This window comes from Pseudoduganella lutea (assembly GCF_004209755.1).
GTDB classification, from domain to species: domain Bacteria; phylum Pseudomonadota; class Gammaproteobacteria; order Burkholderiales; family Burkholderiaceae_D; genus Rugamonas; species Rugamonas lutea.
In genome coordinates this window covers 1,540,853-1,557,910 of the sequence record NZ_CP035913.1, presented here as the reverse complement: position 1 = coordinate 1,557,910, position 17,058 = coordinate 1,540,853, and the positions used below count along the sequence as shown (strand labels likewise).

At 64.4% G+C, this 17,058-nt stretch carries 19 protein-coding genes; 16 read left to right on the top strand and 3 right to left on the bottom strand.

Going from position 1 to position 17,058, the window contains the following annotated elements; genetic code table 11:
- The first annotated feature begins 11 nt into the window (after window positions 1-11).
- Genes EWM63_RS06605 through EWM63_RS06590 form a run of 4 tightly spaced genes read left to right on the top strand, consistent with a single transcriptional unit; the run spans window position 12 to window position 2,723 of the window.
- Entirely contained in the window at window positions 12-515 is a 504-nt protein-coding gene (locus tag EWM63_RS06605; protein ID WP_130185816.1) for a hypothetical protein, read from the top strand.
- Window positions 515-1,297: a hypothetical protein gene (locus EWM63_RS06600; protein WP_130185815.1), complete on the top strand. Its 783-nt coding sequence runs from the start codon at window positions 515-517 to the stop codon at window positions 1,295-1,297. The genes EWM63_RS06605 and EWM63_RS06600 overlap by 1 nt, the downstream gene beginning before the upstream one ends.
- On the top strand, window positions 1,297-2,169 hold the full coding sequence (locus EWM63_RS06595) for a hypothetical protein (protein ID WP_130185814.1): 873 nt from the start codon (window positions 1,297-1,299) through the stop codon (window positions 2,167-2,169). The genes EWM63_RS06600 and EWM63_RS06595 overlap by 1 nt, the downstream gene beginning before the upstream one ends.
- A gap of 8 nt (window positions 2,170-2,177) precedes the next feature.
- On the top strand, window positions 2,178-2,723 hold the full coding sequence (locus tag EWM63_RS06590; RefSeq protein ID WP_130185813.1) for a hypothetical protein: 546 nt from the start codon (window positions 2,178-2,180) through the stop codon (window positions 2,721-2,723).
- Between the two features lie 61 nt (window positions 2,724-2,784).
- Here the strand turns inward: EWM63_RS06590 and EWM63_RS06585 are convergent, their stop codons facing one another.
- Window positions 2,785-3,678, bottom strand: a complete 894-nt coding sequence (locus EWM63_RS06585) for a LysR substrate-binding domain-containing protein (RefSeq protein ID WP_130185812.1) — start codon at window positions 3,676-3,678, stop codon at window positions 2,785-2,787.
- A 98-nt stretch (window positions 3,679-3,776) separates the two neighbouring features.
- Between EWM63_RS06585 and EWM63_RS06580 the strand changes: the two genes are divergently transcribed.
- The 8 genes from EWM63_RS06580 (at window position 3,777) to EWM63_RS06545 (ending at window position 13,643) form a co-directional block, all read left to right on the top strand.
- A complete protein-coding gene (locus tag EWM63_RS06580; RefSeq protein ID WP_130185811.1) occupies window positions 3,777-5,003 on the top strand; it encodes an MFS transporter in 1,227 nt (408 codons plus the stop codon).
- An 83-nt stretch (window positions 5,004-5,086) separates the two neighbouring features.
- Window positions 5,087-5,410 carry a hypothetical protein gene (locus EWM63_RS06575; RefSeq protein ID WP_229487767.1) on the top strand — a complete coding sequence of 108 codons (324 nt, stop codon included), beginning with the start codon at window positions 5,087-5,089 and terminating at the stop codon, window positions 5,408-5,410.
- Window positions 5,411-5,595: 185 nt separating this feature from the next.
- Entirely contained in the window at window positions 5,596-6,339 is a 744-nt protein-coding gene (gene ugpQ, locus EWM63_RS06570) for a glycerophosphodiester phosphodiesterase (RefSeq protein ID WP_130185810.1), read from the top strand.
- 87 nt (window positions 6,340-6,426) lie between these two features.
- Window positions 6,427-9,036 (top strand): alanine--tRNA ligase, encoded by a 2,610-nt coding sequence (gene alaS / locus EWM63_RS06565; protein WP_130185809.1) that lies wholly within the window; start codon window positions 6,427-6,429, stop codon window positions 9,034-9,036.
- 453 nt (window positions 9,037-9,489) lie between these two features.
- Window positions 9,490-9,717: a sulfurtransferase TusA family protein gene (locus EWM63_RS06560; protein ID WP_130190229.1), complete on the top strand. Its 228-nt coding sequence runs from the start codon at window positions 9,490-9,492 to the stop codon at window positions 9,715-9,717.
- A gap of 251 nt (window positions 9,718-9,968) precedes the next feature.
- On the top strand, window positions 9,969-10,718 hold the full coding sequence (locus EWM63_RS06555) for an electron transfer flavoprotein subunit beta/FixA family protein (protein ID WP_130185808.1): 750 nt from the start codon (window positions 9,969-9,971) through the stop codon (window positions 10,716-10,718).
- A 116-nt stretch (window positions 10,719-10,834) separates the two neighbouring features.
- Window positions 10,835-11,767 carry an electron transfer flavoprotein subunit alpha/FixB family protein gene (locus tag EWM63_RS06550; protein ID WP_130185807.1) on the top strand — a complete coding sequence of 311 codons (933 nt, stop codon included), beginning with the start codon at window positions 10,835-10,837 and terminating at the stop codon, window positions 11,765-11,767.
- 85 nt (window positions 11,768-11,852) lie between these two features.
- A complete protein-coding gene (locus EWM63_RS06545) occupies window positions 11,853-13,643 on the top strand; it encodes an acyl-CoA dehydrogenase (RefSeq protein WP_130185806.1) in 1,791 nt (596 codons plus the stop codon).
- A gap of 104 nt (window positions 13,644-13,747) precedes the next feature.
- Here EWM63_RS06545 and EWM63_RS06540 read toward each other — a convergent pair whose 3' ends face one another.
- Both EWM63_RS06540 and EWM63_RS06535 read right to left on the bottom strand, forming a co-directional pair.
- Window positions 13,748-14,176, bottom strand: coding sequence for a glycine zipper 2TM domain-containing protein (locus EWM63_RS06540; RefSeq protein ID WP_229487766.1), 429 nt, complete (start codon window positions 14,174-14,176; stop codon window positions 13,748-13,750).
- Between the two features lie 101 nt (window positions 14,177-14,277).
- Window positions 14,278-14,688 carry an NINE protein gene (locus tag EWM63_RS06535; RefSeq protein WP_130185804.1) on the bottom strand — a complete coding sequence of 137 codons (411 nt, stop codon included), beginning with the start codon at window positions 14,686-14,688 and terminating at the stop codon, window positions 14,278-14,280.
- 244 nt (window positions 14,689-14,932) lie between these two features.
- Here EWM63_RS06535 and rpsP point away from each other — a divergent pair, with 244 nt between their 5' ends.
- The 4 genes from rpsP (at window position 14,933) to rplS (ending at window position 17,036) form a co-directional block, all read left to right on the top strand.
- Window positions 14,933-15,181 carry a 30S ribosomal protein S16 gene (rpsP, locus tag EWM63_RS06530; protein ID WP_130185803.1) on the top strand — a complete coding sequence of 83 codons (249 nt, stop codon included), beginning with the start codon at window positions 14,933-14,935 and terminating at the stop codon, window positions 15,179-15,181.
- Window positions 15,182-15,217: 36 nt separating this feature from the next.
- On the top strand, window positions 15,218-15,736 hold the full coding sequence (gene rimM / locus EWM63_RS06525; protein ID WP_229487765.1) for a ribosome maturation factor RimM: 519 nt from the start codon (window positions 15,218-15,220) through the stop codon (window positions 15,734-15,736).
- Between the two features lie 39 nt (window positions 15,737-15,775).
- Window positions 15,776-16,537 carry a tRNA (guanosine(37)-N1)-methyltransferase TrmD gene (gene trmD / locus EWM63_RS06520; protein ID WP_130185801.1) on the top strand — a complete coding sequence of 254 codons (762 nt, stop codon included), beginning with the start codon at window positions 15,776-15,778 and terminating at the stop codon, window positions 16,535-16,537.
- Between the two features lie 106 nt (window positions 16,538-16,643).
- On the top strand, window positions 16,644-17,036 hold the full coding sequence (gene rplS / locus EWM63_RS06515) for a 50S ribosomal protein L19 (RefSeq protein WP_130185800.1): 393 nt from the start codon (window positions 16,644-16,646) through the stop codon (window positions 17,034-17,036).
- Window positions 17,037-17,058: the final 22 nt, after the last annotated feature.

The window sequence follows — 17,058 nt, the reverse complement described above, 5'->3', positions numbered from 1 at the left end:
AAGAGTCAGCAATGAGAAGAGTACACCCCGAGTTCGCCTTCCAGGCGCGCGAACTGGCCGAGCAGATCGAGGGCATCCTCGGCGATCCGCCGGACCGCAAGAACTACAAGGCGATGACGCAGGCGCTGGTGACCGAGTACGCCAATGGCGGCGGCATCGAAGACCTGAACATGATGGCGTTCGCGCTTGTCGACGTGATCGACATCGCCGAACCGAAAACGCTGCTGGCCGATGCCGAGGACTTCGAGTTCGGCGACCCGGCACGCGTGTTCGCGGCCGTGTCGTGCCCCGAGGGCGAACCCGCCCGCATGCTCGCGGCCATCGAGGAAAACCATTTGGAACTGGGCCGCCAGGCCATCGTTACCGCGTTCCTGCACAAGCACCCGCGCATGTGGGACGACGACGACACGTCGCTCGACCAGCTGGCCGAAGGCGACGAGGGCGACGACGACGAGGAAGAGGGCGGCGCCAGCGAGGAATTCACCCAGATGTTCGACCAGGAAGGAGAGCGTTGATGTCCGACGAAAAGTCCAATCTGCCCGCCATCAGCAAGCAGGTGACGGAACTGGTGCTGGCCGGCTCGCTGGCCCACGCCGAGCAGGCGTTCGCGGATGCGGCCGAGCAGCATGGCGACCTCGCTGTCGTGGAAGTGCTGCAGAACATTCCGCCGCACGTGACGGCGCTGCACATGGCCGGCTTCGATGGCGGCAAGCTGTCGCTGGCCACGCTGCTGGTGCCGCCGAAGGCCTGGGCCGACAGCCTCGCCTACATCGCCGCCACGTGGAACGAGGACATGATCGAGGATGATCCCGAGCGCATCGCCGAAGGCTTGTTCAACCACATCCACGGTGTGGTGTTCGGCACCGAGGACGAGGAACGCCGCCGCGAACTGCTGCAGGAAGCATCGGCTTCCGACCATGGCGCGACCGTGTTCGCCATCGTGTTCTCGCTGGCACCGAAGGAAATGCTGGAAGTGGCCGGCGAAGTGATCTCGAAGGGTTCGTACATCACGGCGCAGTCGTCCTCCGACAGCGACGTGGTGCCGCTGGCCGTGGCGCTGGCGCAGGCCAGCGAGGATGGCTGGGACCGCGCCCTGTTCGAGCTGTTCCCGGAATTCCGCCACAGCGCGGACCTGGCCGATGCCGAATACTCCGACGATCCGGATGAGGAAGAACCGTCAGTGCTGCAGCGTTCCACGAAGGAGCTGCTGTACCGCCTGCGCAAGCAGGTGCCGAGTACCCGCAGCGCCAGCACACGCGGCGGCCGCCGCAACCTGGGCACGGGGATCTTCTCCTGATGCTGCCGGCACTCGTACGCGAAAACCTGCCGAGACTGACGCGCGCGATCAAGCTGCTGCCGGGCGACGACCGCCCGGACGCGGCCGTGATGCTGGCCGATGAACTGGCCGGCATCACGGCGATGGTCGCCGAGAAGTTCACGAACCACCGCACGTCCGAAGGCATCCAGAAGGCCGTCAACCTCACCGTGGGCGGCGTGTCGCTCGGTCTAGAGCAGTTGCTGTCGGTGGACAGCGACGCGGCCGCGCTGGACTTCCTCGTCGAGAACGGCGCCGAGGCGGCATTCCAGGCGGGCTTTCGCCAGCTGAAGGATTTGGCCGCGATGCCCGAGGATACGCTGGTGGGCGAATACGACCAGGACCCGGTGTATGCCCAGCGGCGCCTGCGCGACATCTTCTTCGACCTCTGCCTGACCGACCCGAACGCGAACTGGGATGGCCCGGCACGCTACCAGGAACAGTTCAGGCAGCGCCAGGAAGCGCAGGCCGTCGTCCGCTTCGCGAGCTGGCTGCGGCGGCACAACAGCGGCGGCGCCATCAAGGACACCGACCTGAACGCGGAAGGCGTGATCGCGCTGGCGATCATCTTTGCCGTCGAAGGAGGCGGGCGCATCGTGGCTCGCACCGGCCAGAAGGACTTCGAGCGCTTCGTGAAGGCGGTGCGGGCGAACAAGCCCGACTTCGAAGCCGGCTGGGCCGCGCTGGTCGCCGCCGTGCCAGCCCAGCACCACCCGGTGCTGCTGAACCGCATCGACGTGTACCGCAAGGGCTGCACGGTGCTGCAGCACATTCCCGGCCGCACGGCGATGAAGACGCTGTTTGCCGAGCTGGAGAATTACGCCGGTTCGGAGCTGGACCCCGACTACGACTGAGGGCGTCGATGAACCCGCAGGCCGACACCGCGGCGATCCTCGCCGACCTGACGAAACTGGTGGAGGCGCTGCACCAGGTGTCGCCGAACCGGTTTCATGCGATGGTGAAGAAGGCCGGCACGGCAGCCGAGTGGTACGACGCCGTGCTGGCCTTGCGTTACGCCGCCGGCTCGAAGGAGCTCAGGGATACCGATGACGAGCGGGTGCACGAGCTTTGCGAAGCCATCCGCCGTCACGTCGCGCGCATCGATGCCTATTTCCAGATGAAGCTCGTGCCCGCATCGCCCCGGCAGCAGCGCGAATGGGAAGATGCGCTCACACCGGACCTGCATGCGCGGCACGTGTTCCGCAAGGACGGCTCCCTGGAAGTCAGCCTGCTCGATTCGGACCTGCAGGGCGCGACCCTGCACGTGCGGCGCGTGTGGAACCACGTGTGCAACTTCACCGGCTCGTGGACGGAATTTACGATCGAGCTGGACAAGGCCCAGGCGGCGGAGTGGCAGGCCCGGCGTGCCCGGTTGCAGGCGATGCAGACCGCAATCGAAAAGCGCTAGCCGGCACCAGTCCGTTCAAATATTGCCTGAAAAATGGGGTACGTCCCCATTTTTCGGGAAATTATTCCTCGGCCGCCGCCTTCGCCAGCGCCACGAACGCCGCCACCAGCGGCCCGCCATCGTCGCTGCGCTGCGCCAGCATCAGCGCCGTGGTTGCCTGCGAATCATCCAGCGGCCGGTACACGACGCCTTCCATGTGGATGCCCTCGAATGAACTCGGTAGTACGGAGATGCCGCAGCCGGCGGCCACGAGCCCGATGATCGTCGACGCTTCGCCCGCTTCCATCGCGATCTGCGGCGTGAAGCCGGCGGCGCGGCACATGCGGAACAGTTGCGGGTGGATGCCGGTGCCGGCATCCTTCGGGAAGATCACGAACGGCAGCCCCTCCAGGTCCTTCACCGTGATGGTGTCCATTGCCGCGATGGGCCAGTCCGCCGGCAGCACGAGGCGCAGCGGGTCGTGGCGCAAAGTAGTGAGCGTGATCGTTTCCGGGATCGGCACGCTGACGGTGCGCACGAAGCCCAGGTCCAGCTCGCGCGCTTCCAGTTTCGCCAGCTGCGGCAGCGTCGCCATTTCATGGAACGTCAGCAGCACGCCGGGATATTGCTGGCGGTAGCGCCGCACCACGGCGGCGAACAGCGGCGTGAACGGCGTCGAGAACGTGAATCCCACCCGCAGTTCGCCCGCCTCGCCGCGCTGGGCCCTGCGCGCGGTTTCCTTGGCCTGTTCCGACAGCGCCAGCACGCGCCGCGCATCCACCAGGAACAGCTTGCCCGCCTCCGTCAGCCGCACCCAGCGCTTGCTGCGCTCGAACAGCCGCGCGCCCACCTCGTGTTCCAGCGCCTGGATTTGCTGGGACAGCGGCGGCTGGCCGATGTGCAGCCGTTCCGCCGCCCGCGTGAAGCTCAGTTCCTCGGCCACGGCCACGAAGTAACGCAGATGACGAAGCTCCATGTAATCGCTTTGAAGTATTAATGACGCCTCAAATATATATTGGACTGTATTACCGGGCAACCCTACCATCGTGCCATCGCCTTTGGAAGCTCACCGATATGGAACGCATCTCACCCGCCAGCCCCGCCTTCCGGCGCACCAACCGTGCGCTGTTCTTCGGCGGATTTTCCTGCTTTGCGCTGCTGTACTGCGTGCAGCCGCTGATGCCGCTGCTGGCGCACCAGTTCGCGCTGACGCCGGCGCAAAGCAGCCTGTCGCTGTCGGTGTCGACGGGGGCGCTGGCCGTGTCGCTGCTGCTGTCGTCGATCGTGTCGGACCGCATCGGCCGCAAGGGCCTGATGATCACCGCGCTGTTCCTGGCCGCCATCATGACGCTCGTCTGCGCGCTGGCCCGCAACTATCCGCAACTGCTGGTGGCGCGTGCGCTGCTGGGGCTGGGGCTGGGCGGCATGCCCGCCGTGGCGATGGCTTACCTGAGCGAGGAAATCGAGCCGGAATCGCTGGGCCTGTCGATGGGGCTGTACATCAGCGGCAGCGCGTTCGGCGGCATGCTGGGGCGGGTCGTCACGTCCACGCTGTCCGACGTGTTTTCCTGGCGCGTGGCGCTGGCGGCGGTGGGCATGGCCGGCCTGTATGCCGCATGGGAATTCTGGCGCAGCCTGCCCGCGTCGCGCAATTTCAGGCCGGCGCAGGGCGGGCTGGCGGGCATGGCTGCCGGACTGCGCCGCCACCTGTCCGACGATGGCCTGCCATGGCTGTTTGCGCTGGCGTTCCTGCTGATGGGCTGCTTCGTCAGCGCCTACAATTTCATCGGCTTCCGGCTGCTGGGCGAGCCGTTCTCGCTGCGCCAGGGGCTCGTCGGCGGCATCTCGTTCCTGTACCTGCTGGGCATCTACAGTTCCGTCTGGGCTGGCCGGCTGGCGGACCGGCTGGGCCGCCGCAAGGTGCTGTGGGCCACGATGTCGGCCATGCTGGCTGGTTTGCTGCTGACGCTGGCGGACAACGTCGCGGCGATCGTTGCCGGCATGGCCCTGTTCACGTTCTCGTTCTTTGCCTCGCATTCGATGGCCAGCAGCTGGGTGGGGCGGCGTGCCCGCGCGCCGCAGGCGCTGGCGTCGGCACTGTACCTGTTCTTCTATTACCTGGGATCGAGCGTGGTTGGCTGGCTGTGCGGCGTGCTGTGGGCGCATGGTGGCTGGCCGGGCGTGGTGGCACTGCTGGCAGGGTTGCTGGCTACCGGGCTGCTGGTCGCGCTGCGGCTGCGCAACCTGGCGCCGCTGGAGCCTGCGAAAACGCTGCGGAAACTTGAACCCGCTCAAGCCTGAGGCGGACTCAGGCAACCTTTCGGCCGCATGGCCCTCCAAGCTTCAGTGGCGCATCCGCTGCCGCACAACCCACGGAGGTGATCATGGGAGAACAGGAAATTCGAAGCCGCCTCAGCAGTGTCCAGCTTGCCGTCGGCCAGGCCGCGCAGGCGCTGTCCGCCGAGCGCAACCTGCCAGGCGAACTGCGCGACTATATCCAGAAGCTGGACCGGCAATCCGACCGCATTACCGAAATCCTCGCACTGCGCGACCGCACGCGCATCGTCAAGCTGGTCCACGACATGGAATTGCTGGGCTCACGCGCGCGCCGCGTCTGTGGCAGCGGCTTGCCGTTGTCGGCCCAGATGAAATCGGCGGTGAACCACATGCACAACGAACTGATCGACTTCAAGGTGAAACTGCATTGAGTTGGGGCGACGGCGCCGGGACCCGCTGCGCGGCCTCCACGGGCCAGCCCCGCGGTGAACCCCGAACCGTGGTGGCAACCGGCGCCTTACAGGGCCGCTTCGATGGTGAAGCGGCCTTTTTTTGCCCCCGGCTTTTGCCCGCGCCTTTTGCCCTGAATGCGTCAAAGCATGCTAGTGTCGCAGCCATGTGGCCCTATCCAACCATGATCGCGCATCGCGGCGGCGGCACGACCGCCCCGGAAAACACCATTGCGGCGCTGGCCGCCGGCCTGCGCCACGGCTACCATGCCGTCGAATTCGACGTGATGCTGTCGCAAGACGGCATCGGCGTTGTCATGCACGATCCCGACTTCGGTCGCACCGTGGCTGGCACGGGCTGCATCGCGGACACCGCCGCCGCCGATATCGCCAGGCTCGACGCCGGCACGTGGTTCGGTCCCGGCTTTGCCGGCGAGCCGGTACCGCTGTTCGTGCCGTTCGCCGAATATTGCAAGGGCCACGGCATCTGGATGAACGTGGAAATCAAGCCCGCGCCGGGCCATGACGAAGCCACCGGCCGCTGGGTGGCGGAAACCGTGCGCAAGCTGTTTCCGGGTGAAAGCGACGCAGCCAGGCTGCCGCTGCTGTCCTCGTTCAGCGCCGCCGCGCTGCGTGCCGCCCGCGCCGCGGCGCCCGAACTGCCCCGGGCGATCGCCTTCGAAGGCTTGCCCGCCGACTGGGAAGGGCAGGCGCGCGAACTGGGCGTATTGTCCGTCCACGTCGATCATGCGAAGCTCACGCCCGCGCTGGCGGCAGCCGTGAAAGCCGCCGGCTTCGGCCTGTTTTGCTATACCGTCAACGATCCCGCGCGCGCCCGCGTGCTGCTGTCCTGGGGCGTGGACGCGATCTGCACGGACCGGATCGACCTCCTGCCGCCCGACTTCAAGTAACGATAAGCGTTATATAATCGTCGTTTTGTATTTCAGCCAGGGCGCCCGCTCGCCTTCAGCCTGTCTCTCATAACCTGCACCAACCACATGAAATCATCCGAAATCCGCGAGAAGTTCCTCAAATTCTTCGAGTCCAAGGGTCACACGATCGTCCGTTCCAGCCCGCTGGTGCCAGGCAACGATCCGACCATGCTGCTGACGAACTCCGGCATGGTGCAGTTCAAGGACGTGTTCCTGGGCCTGGATAGCCGCCCGTATTCGCGCGCCACCACCGTGCAGCGCTGCGTGCGCGCCGGCGGCAAGCACAACGACCTGGAAAACGTGGGCTACACGGCGCGCCACCACACGTTCTTCGAGATGCTGGGCAACTTCAGCTTCGGCGATTACTTCAAGCGCGACGCGATCGCGTACGCGTGGGAACTGCTGACCAAGGTGTATGGCCTGCCGGCCGAGAAGCTGACCGTCACCGTCTACCAGGAAGACGACGAGGCCTACGACATCTGGGCGAACGAGATCGGTGTGCCGAAAGAGCGCATCATCCGCATCGGCGACAACAAGGGTGCCCGCTACGCGTCGGACAACTTCTGGCAGATGGCCGATACCGGCCCGTGCGGCCCGTGCACCGAGGTGTTCTACGACCACGGCGCCGACATCTGGGGCGGCCCTCCGGGTTCGCCTGAGGAAGACGGCGATCGCTTCATCGAGATCTGGAACCTCGTGTTCATGCAGTTCAACCGCGATGAAGCGGGCAACATGACGAAGCTGCCAAAGCCGTGCGTGGACACCGGCATGGGCATGGAGCGCCTGGCCGCCGTGCTGCAGCACGTGCACAGCAACTACGAGATCGACCTGTTCCAGGCCCTGATCAAGGCCGCCGCCCGCGAAACGCACACGGAAGACCTGGAAAGCAAGTCGCTGCGCGTGATCGCCGACCATATCCGCGCCGCGTCGTTCCTGATCGTCGACGGCATCATCCCGAGTTCGGAAGGCCACGGCTACGTGCTGCGCCGGATCATCCGCCGCGCGCTGCGCCACGGCCACAAGCTGGGCCAGACGAAGCCGTTCTTCTACAAGCTGGCCGCGGACCTGGACAAGGAAATGGGCACCGCCTATCCGGAACTGTCCGAAAAGCTGGCCTACGTGCAGCAGGTGCTGAAGACCGAGGAAGAGCGTTTCGGCGAAACGCTGGAAAACGGCATGAAGATCCTGGAAGCCCAACTGGTCAAGGATCCGCACAAGCTCGATGGCGGCACCGCCTTCACGCTGTACGACACCTACGGCTTCCCGCTGGACCTGACGGCCGACATCTGCCGCGAGCGCGGCGTGACGCTGGACGAGGCGGGCTTCGCCGAGGCGATGGAAAACCAGAAGCGCACCGCGCGCGCCGCCGGCAAGTTCAAGATGGCCGCCAACGTGGAATACACGGGCGCAAAGACGAGCTTTGTCGGCTACGAGCAGCTGGTGTTCGATTCGTCCGTGATCGCGCTGTACGCGAACGGCGCGCCGGTGCAGGAACTGAAGGCCGGCGAAGCAGGCATCGTGGTGCTGGACACCACGCCGTTCTACGCCGAATCCGGCGGCCAGGTGGGCGACCAGGGCCTCATCCAGAGCACGAGCGCGAAATTCACCGTGGATGACACGCTGAAGATCCAGGCCGACGTGTTCGGCCAGCACGGCGTGCTGGAAAACGGCAGCCTGAAGGTGGGCGACAAGGTGTCGGCGCAAGTCGATACCGTGAAGCGCGCCCGCACGATCCGCAACCACTCGGCCACGCACCTGATGCACAAGGCGCTGCGCGAAGTGCTGGGCGGCCACGTGCAGCAAAAGGGCTCGCTGGTCGATCCCGACAAGACCCGCTTCGACTTCAGCCACAACGCCCCGATGACCGCGGAGCAGATCGCCAGGGTGGAAGCGATCGTCAACGCGGAGATCCTGGAAAACCATCCGGTCAAGGCGCAGCACATGTCGTTCGACGACGCCGTCAAGCATGGCGCAATGGCGCTGTTCGGCGAGAAGTATGGCGACGAAGTGCGCGTGCTGGACATCGGCACGTCGAAAGAGCTTTGCGGCGGCGTGCACGTCACCCGCACCGGCGACATCGGCCTGTTCAAGATCGTGTCCGAAGGCGGCGTGGCGGCCGGTATCCGCCGCGTGGAAGCCGTGACGGGCGAGGGCGCGCTGGCGCTGGTGCAGGCCATGAACCGTCGCCTGAACGAAGCCGCCGCCGCGCTGAAGTCGACGCCGGAAGAGATCACGTCGCGCATCGGCCAGGTGCAGGACCAGGTCAAGGCATTGGAAAAGGAACTCAATGCGCTGAAGTCGAAGCTGGCGTCCGGCCAGGGCGACGAGCTGGCCACGAAGGCGATCGACATCAAGGGCATCAAGGTGCTCGCGGCCACGCTGGAAGGCGCCGACGTGAACGCGCTGCGTGAAACGATGGACAAGCTGAAGGACAAGCTGAAAACGGCCGCGATCGTACTGGCCTCCGTCAATGGCGACAAGGTCAGCCTGATCGCCGGCGTGACCGCTGATTCGATCGGCAAGGTGAAGGCCGGCGAACTGGTGAATTTCGTTGCCCAGCAGGTGGGCGGCAAGGGCGGCGGCCGGCCGGACATGGCGCAGGCTGGCGGCACCAACCCGGCAGCGCTGCCGGAAGCCCTGGCAGGCGTGCAGGGCTGGGTCGAGCAGCGGATCTGAACGGTGTAGCACTGTGGAAAGGCGGCGCGAGCCGCCTTTTTTCGTGAAGCACCATGTTACCTGTGCAACGTCAACTGGAATGCGGGCAGGCTCGTTATCGGAAGGGTGGTACGCAGGCACGGTGACCATGAGTCGGCGCGCCTTCCGGCCTTTTGGCCTGTCGATGCGCTGTAAAGGTGCGCACCGCGCACACAAATGACGCAGTGCGTACGCGGCTTGTAGTGCAGCTCGTGACGCACTGCGTCAAAGCCTGATTTAGGTCTATACTGGGATTGCCACCCGTTGTCTCCAGTGGATCTTTACTTTGTTGAATCATACGTTGCAGTTTTGCAACGCCACGCGAACTCTTTTGGTGCACCGCGTCAAGCAGCACTTTTTGGAGTAGACTGTCATGACTCTGCACAATATTTGGCGAGAATCTTGATGAGCGATACTTTACTCGATACCGAAATCATGGAATTTCATAAGGAAATCGATGCACGCGGCTTGAACTGCCCGCTGCCGATCCTGAAGGCGAAGAAGGCACTGGCCGAACTGGAGAGCGGTCAGGTGTTGCGCATCGTGGCAACCGATCCCGGTTCCGTGCGTGACTTCCAGGCGTTCGCCAAGCAGACCGGCAACCCGCTGCTGTCGCATGTGCAGCAGGGCGCCGAGTTTACGTTCCTGATGCAGCGCAAGTAGTCCAAAACAACCCATCGCACTATCCCGCCTTCATCGGCGAACAAGGGGACAGTTTCCTGCCAGCAGGACTGTCCCCTTGTTTTATTCGCCAACAAAATTTTTGCGTGCCGTCGATGCGATTGCGCGAACAATCTGCGTTTTAGAGGCGCACTTCTAACCTAAAATCGTACGGTCGTGCTTTAATTCCGTACCGGCCTAGAAAAACTTTTATAATCTAGCCCATTTCACCCTAATTTTCCCAAAGGCATCCCATGAAAGTCCTGGTACCTGTCAAGCGCGTGGTCGACTACAACGTCAAGGTGCGCGTGAAGTCCGACGGCACTGGCGTCGATATCGCCAACGTCAAAATGTCGATGAACCCGTTCGACGAGATCGCCCTGGAAGAAGCCACGCGCCTGAAGGAAGCTGGCAAGGTTACCGAAATCGTGGCGGTGTCGGCTGGTGTCGCCCAGTGCCAGGAAACGCTGCGCACGGGCATGGCGATCGGTGCCGATCGCGGCGTGCTGATCGAAACCACGGCGGAACTGGAGCCGCTGGCCGTGGCCAAGCTGCTCAAGGCGCTGGCCGACAAGGAACAGCCGCAACTGATCATCCTGGGCAAGCAGGCGATCGACGACGACTCGAACCAGACCGGCCAGATGCTGGCCGCGCTGCTGGGCTGGCCGCAAGCCACGTTCGCCTCGAAGGTCGAACTGGCGGATGGCAAGGTCACCGTGACCCGCGAAGTGGACGGCGGCCTGGAAACCCTGGCATTGACCCTGCCGGCGATCGTCACCACCGACCTGCGCCTGAACGAGCCGCGCTACGTGACGCTGCCGAACATCATGAAGGCCAAGAAAAAGCCGCTGGAAACCGTCAAGCCGGAAGACCTGGGCGTGGACGTGACGCCGCGCCTGAAGACGCTGAAAGTGACCGAGCCGGCCAAGCGCTCGGCTGGCGTCATGGTGCCGGACGTTGCCACGCTGGTGTCGAAGCTGCGCACCGAAGCCAAAGTCATCTAAAAGCGGCGAGTCCGTAACGAATACATTTACCCCAGATGCAAAACCTGGGGTCAGACCCCCGCAAGGGGTCTGACCCCGGCAGTTGCCTCTGGGGTTGAAACAGACAAGGAAAAATCATGGTCGCACTCGTCATTGCAGAACACGACAACGCCAGCATCAAAGGCAGCACCCACCACACCGTGACCGCCGCGGCGCAAGCCGGCGGTGAAGTCCACGTCCTGGTCGCCGGCTCGAACGCCGCGGCCGCCGCGCAGCAGGCCGCGCAGATCGCCGGCGTCACGAAGGTGCTGCTGGCCGACGCGCCGCACTTCGCCGACGGCCTGGCCGAGAACGTGGCCGAGCAGATCCTGGCTGTCGCGGACAGCTATTCGCACATCCTGGCCCCGGCCACCGCTTACGGCAAGAACATCCTGCCGCGCGTTGCCGCCAAGCTGGACGTGGCGCAGATCTCCGAGATCACGAAAGTCGATTCGCCCGACACGTTCGAGCGCCCGATCTATGCCGGCAACGCGATCGCCACCGTGCAATCGTCGGACAAGGTCAAGGTCATCACCGTGCGTACCACCGGTTTCGATTCCGCCGCGTCCACCGGCGGTTCGGCCGCCGTTGAAAACCTGTCGGCCATCGCCGATTCCGGCAAGTCGAGCTTTGTCGGCCGCGAAGTGGCCAAGTCGGACCGTCCGGAACTGACGGCCGCCAAGGTCATCGTGTCCGGCGGCCGCGGCATCGGCTCGGCCGACAACTTCAAGGTCCTGGAACCGCTGGCCGACAAGCTGAACGCCGCCATGGGCGCGTCGCGTGCCGCCGTCGACGCGGGCTACGTGCCGAACGACTGGCAGGTTGGCCAGACCGGCAAGATCGTCGCGCCGTCGCTGTACATCGCCGTCGGCATCTCCGGCGCGATCCAGCACCTGGCCGGCATGAAGGATTCGAAGACGATCGTTGCGATCAACAAGGATCCGGAAGCACCGATCTTCTCGGTGGCCGATTACGGCATCGTGGGCGACCTGTTCGAGATCGTCCCGGCGCTGGTCAAGGAACTGGGCTGATCCTCACGAGGGAATAACCCCACAACGAGCCACGCTGGCCAGGCACCACCGCCCGGCCACCGTGGCTTTTTTTTTGGAGACGACAATGAGCTATACCGCCCCGATCAAAGACATGCTGTTCGTGATGAGCGAACTGGCCAACCTGGATGCCGTGAGCGCGCTGCCCGGCTGCGAAGATGCCACGCGCGACACGGCCGAAGCCGTGCTGGAGGAAAACGCGAAGTTCGTCAGCGGCGTGATCGAGCCGCTGAACCACGCCGGCGACAAGGAGCCCAGCTACTGGCACGACGGTAACGTGACGACGACGAAAGGCTTCAAGGAAGCGTTCCGCCAGTTCGCCGACGCCGGCTGGCAAGGCTTGCAGCACCCGCAGGATTTCGGCGGCCAGGGCCTGCCCAAGCTGGTCGGCACGCCATGCGTGGAAATGCTGCACGGGGCGAACCTGTCGTTCGCACTGGTGGCGCTGCTGTCCGACGGCGCCATCGAGGCGCTGATGACGGCCGGCAGCGACGAACAGAAGGCCACCTACCTGGAGCCGCTCGTGACGGGCAAGTGGACCGGCACGATGAACCTGACGGAGCCGCAGGCCGGCTCGGATCTCGCCGCCGTGCGCACGCGCGCCGAGCCGCAGGGCGACGGCACGTACAAGATCTTCGGCACGAAGATCTTCATCACATACGGCGAGCACGACATGACGGAAAACATCGTGCACCTGGTGCTGGCGCGCACGCCGGACGCGCCACCGGGCGTGAAGGGCATTTCGCTGTTCATCGTGCCGAAGTTCCTCGTGAATGCCGACGGTTCGCTGGGCGCGCGCAACGACGCGCATTGCGTCTCCATCGAGCACAAGCTGGGCATCAAGGCCAGCCCCACGGCGGTGCTGCAGTTCGGCGACAACGGCGGCGCGATCGGCACGCTGGTGGGCGAGGAGAATCGCGGCCTCGAATACATGTTCATCATGATGAACGCCGCGCGCTTCGGCGTGGGCATGCAGGGCATCGGCCTGGCCGAAAACGCGTACCAGAAGGCCGTGGCGTTTGCCCGTGACCGCGTGCAGTCGCGCGACCTGGCCGGCTCCAGCGGCCCGGTGGCGATCATCCACCACCCGGACGTGCGTCGCATGCTGATGTCGATGCGCGCGCAGACCGAGGCGGCGCGTGCGCTGGCCTACGTGGGCGCGGGCTTCCACGACATCGCCCATCACCACGAAGACGAGGAAACGCGCGCCGCGCACCAGGCCGTGTACGAATACCTGGTCCCGGTCATCAAGGGCTGGTCGACGGAGATGAGCGAGAACGTGGCACGCGACGGCGTGCAGGTGCATGGCGGCATGGGCTTCATCGAGGAGACGGGCGCCGCGCAGCACTACCGCGATGCCAAGATCCTCACCATTTACGAAGGCACCACGGCGATCCAGGCCAACGACCTGGTCGGCCGCAAGACACTGCGCGACGGCGGCAAGGTGGCGAAGCACCTGCTGGCGCAGGCGCGTGCCACGGCAACCCAACTGGGCGAACTGGAAAGCGGCGATCTCGCTGTCATCCGTGCGCGCCTGGAGCAGGGCGCCGCCGACCTGGAAGCCGTGGTCGACTTCGTGCTGGCCAACGCCAAGACCGACGTGAAAGCCGTGTTCGCCGGCAGCGTGCCCTACCTGAAGCTGGCCGGCATCGTGCTGGGTGGCTGGCAGATGGCGCGCGCCGCGCTGATCGCGCAGCAGAAGCTGTCCGCCGGCGACGGCGACACCGCGTTCTACCAGGCCAAGATCGCCACCGCCCGCTTCTTCGCCGACCATTTCGTGGCGCAGTCTTCCGCCATGCGCACTGCCATCGTCGACGGTGCCGCCGGCGTGCTGGCGCTGCCGGAAGCAATGTTCTGAGCGGTTGCTGAAAGCAAAAATGCGGCACTCCGCCGCATTTTTCGAGAGCCCTGCGGCGTATGTCCGCAGGGCTTGCCGTCAGATGCCCGGCGCGGCGTGCCTGATCAGCTTCGCACGATCGAGCCGCCTGACTTGCGCACGCGGTCGCCCTTGCGCATGTGCGGATCGTTGGCGAAGCTGTACGAGGCGGTGCGGCCGTTCTGGTAGCGCACGTTGACGGACCACGTCTTCACCTTCTTCATCTTGCCCTCGATGTGCTTGCCCGCGTAGGCACCGCCGACGGCGCCGGCCACGGTGGCGATATCGCGGCCGCTGCCACTGCCGATCTGGTTGCCCAGCAGGCCGCCCGCTACGCCGCCGACGATGACACCCGCGGCGCCACCCTTGCCATCCTTTTCCACGACCCGCACGCCGGTGACCTTGCCGCAGTCATTGCAGATACGTTTCTTGTGATGCGGGTCGGCGTGGGCGCCGGCCATCAGCGAGGACAGGGCGAGGGCGGTGAGGGCAGTGCGAAGGATGCGGGATTGCATGTTTGCTCCAGATAACGATAGATGCCCGCAGTATAGGCTTATGCGGCCGCTGCATGACCGGGCAAATTGTAATCTGATGTAAATCTGCCATGCCTTGCCCATCAGCCGTAGGCGCCGCCCGTGTACAGCAGGTCGAACAGGCGGGCGATCGTGGCGATCAGCATGCCGGCGCCCACCATCACGGTGGCCACGATGATGACCGCCAGCGGCCAGCGCGACTCGCTGCGGCGCCCGGAGTCGGCATTGTAGGCGGCATCCCATTTCTCGTCCGACATCAGGCCCAGCACGAGGGCTTCGAGGAAGCCGGCCAGCATCGACAGGATCAGCGGCAAGTACCAGAAATACCAGTCGGCCTGCGGCGCGGCGCCCATCACGATGCCGCACGCGGGCAGGGCAGCCGCATGAAGCCAGCCCCAGCGGTCAGAGAGGCCTTTCAGGTAGAAGCGGTGGATGCCCAGCCCGCCCGTGACGGAGGCGAGCAGCGTGGCCAGCGTTTTGTTTTTGTGCGACATGCTTGAATGGCAAGTGGTGAAAGTCCGGGAACTGTGCAGTATCGGGCAAAATCCGCGAGCTGTGTCGGCCGGAGCGACAGCCGATACCGCGGCGACAGCAATTTGAGATTGCCCATCACGGCCATATAAGCGATAATCATGGATTGCCCCAACTCTCACTATTGTCAATAATTCTTGCTGGGCAATTGAGAGGCACGCTATAATCGGCGGCTTTTTCCGTCTCAGCACACTTTTTGGAAATATTATGGTCGTTATTCGTTTAGCTCGTGGTGGTGCCAAGAAGCGCCCTTTCTACAACATCGTTGCAACCGATTCCCGCAATCGTCGTGACGGTCGCTTCGTCGAGCGTATCGGTTTCTACAACCCGATGGCGTCGGGCCAGGAAGAGCCTCTGCGTATCGCCGCTGACCGCCTGTCGTACTGGCAAGGCGTGGGCGCACAGCTGTCCCCAGCTGTCGAGCGTCTGGTCAACTCGCAAAAAGCAGCAGCTTAAGTTTTCACGGGTTTGAGCGGTTTGAGCGGCAAGGGCGTGGTTCCCGACGATCTGGTGCAGGTAGGCTTCATCGCCGGTGCCTATGGTCTGGTGGGTGGAGTGCGGATTCGTCCATTCTCCACGGATGCCGATGCCTTGCTGCACGCGACAACCTGGTGGCTGGACAAGCCGGGCCTGCGCGACGTCGAAGTCAAGCGGGCCAGGATGCATTCCGGCGACGTGGTGGCGACGCTTGTCGAAATCACCGACCGGAACATGGCGGAAGCGCTGAAGGGCGCCGCGGTCTTCATCCCGCGCAGCCAGTTTCCGCAGCTGGACGATGAAGATGAATTTTATTGGGCCGACCTGATCGGCCTGGACGTCGAGAACCTGCAGGGCGAACGCCTGGGCACGGTGCACGACATGATGAGCAACGGACCGCAATCGATCTTGCGCATCAAGGACCCGGCCCAGCCAGATTCGGAAGAGCGCCTGATTCCGTTCGTGGACCAGTTCGTGAAGAAGGTCGACCGGGAAGCGAAGAAGGTCGTCGTGGACTGGGGCCTCGATTACTGAGCCCCCGATCCCGATTCCGATTCCATTTTTCGATCGATCATGCAGTTCGACGTCGTCACGCTGTTCCCTGAAATGTTCGCCGCGCTCACGCAGTCCGGCGTCACGCGCCGTGCCCACGAGCAGGGCAGGTGGGCATTGAACCTGTGGAATCCGCGTGATTTCACGACCGACAACCACCGTACCGTGGACGACCGGCCTTATGGCGGCGGCCCCGGCATGGTCATGCTGGCCAAGCCGCTGGAAGCCACGATTGCCGCCGCGAAGCGGCGCCAGGTCGTGGCCGGCCTGCCGGCACCGCGCGTGGTGTACATGTCGCCGCAAGGCCGGCAGCTGACGCATGCAAAGGTCATGGACCTGAAAAGCGAGCCCGGTCTCGTGATCCTGTGCGGCCGCTACGAAGCGGTCGACCAGCGCCTGCTGGACCGCTGCGTTGACGAGGAAATCAGCCTCGGCGACTTCGTGCTGTCCGGCGGCGAATTGCCGGCGATGGCGCTGATGGATGCCGTGGTGCGGCAGTTGCCCGGTGTGTTGAACACCGATGCATCGGCCGTCGAAGACAGCTTCGTCAATGGCCTGCTGGATTCGCCGCATTACACGCGGCCCGAGGTGTACGAAGGCGTGGCCGTGCCGCCGGTGCTGATGGGCGGGAACCACGCCGAGATCAACAGGTGGCGCCGCGAGCGGATGCTCGAGGCGACCGCGCAGAAGCGTCCCGATCTGCTCGAGAAGGCCCGTGCCGAGGGCCTGCTGGGCAAGCAGGATGAAAAGTTTTTGGCAGGTTTAGCAAAACCTGTGCAGTAAGCAAAGCAGTAACCGTGCGAACCGATACCGGTTCGCTTGTATAACCCCATCCTCTACCGGGCAATCGAAAACATCGCGCCGGCAAGATGGCAACAGGAGTCATAAAATGGATCTGATCCAGCAACTCGAGCAAGAAGAAATCGCCCGCCTGGGCAAGAACATCCCCGATTTCGCCCCTGGCGATACCGTGGTGGTGAACGTGAACGTGGTCGAAGGCACGCGCAAGCGCGCCCAGGCTTACGAAGGCGTGGTGATCGCCCGTCGCAACCGTGGCCTGAACTCGAACTTCATCGTTCGCAAGATCTCGTCCGGCGAAGGCGTCGAGCGTACCTTCCAGCTGTACTCCCCGCTGATCGCTTCGATCGAAGTGAAGCGTCGTGGTGACGTCCGTCGCGCCAAGCTGTACTACCTGCGCGAGCGTTCGGGCAAATCCGCACGTATCAAGGAAAAACTGCCGAACCGCCGCGCCGCTACCGTCGCTGCGAAGCAGGGCGAGTAATTGCCGGTTTTCGCCGCGAAGT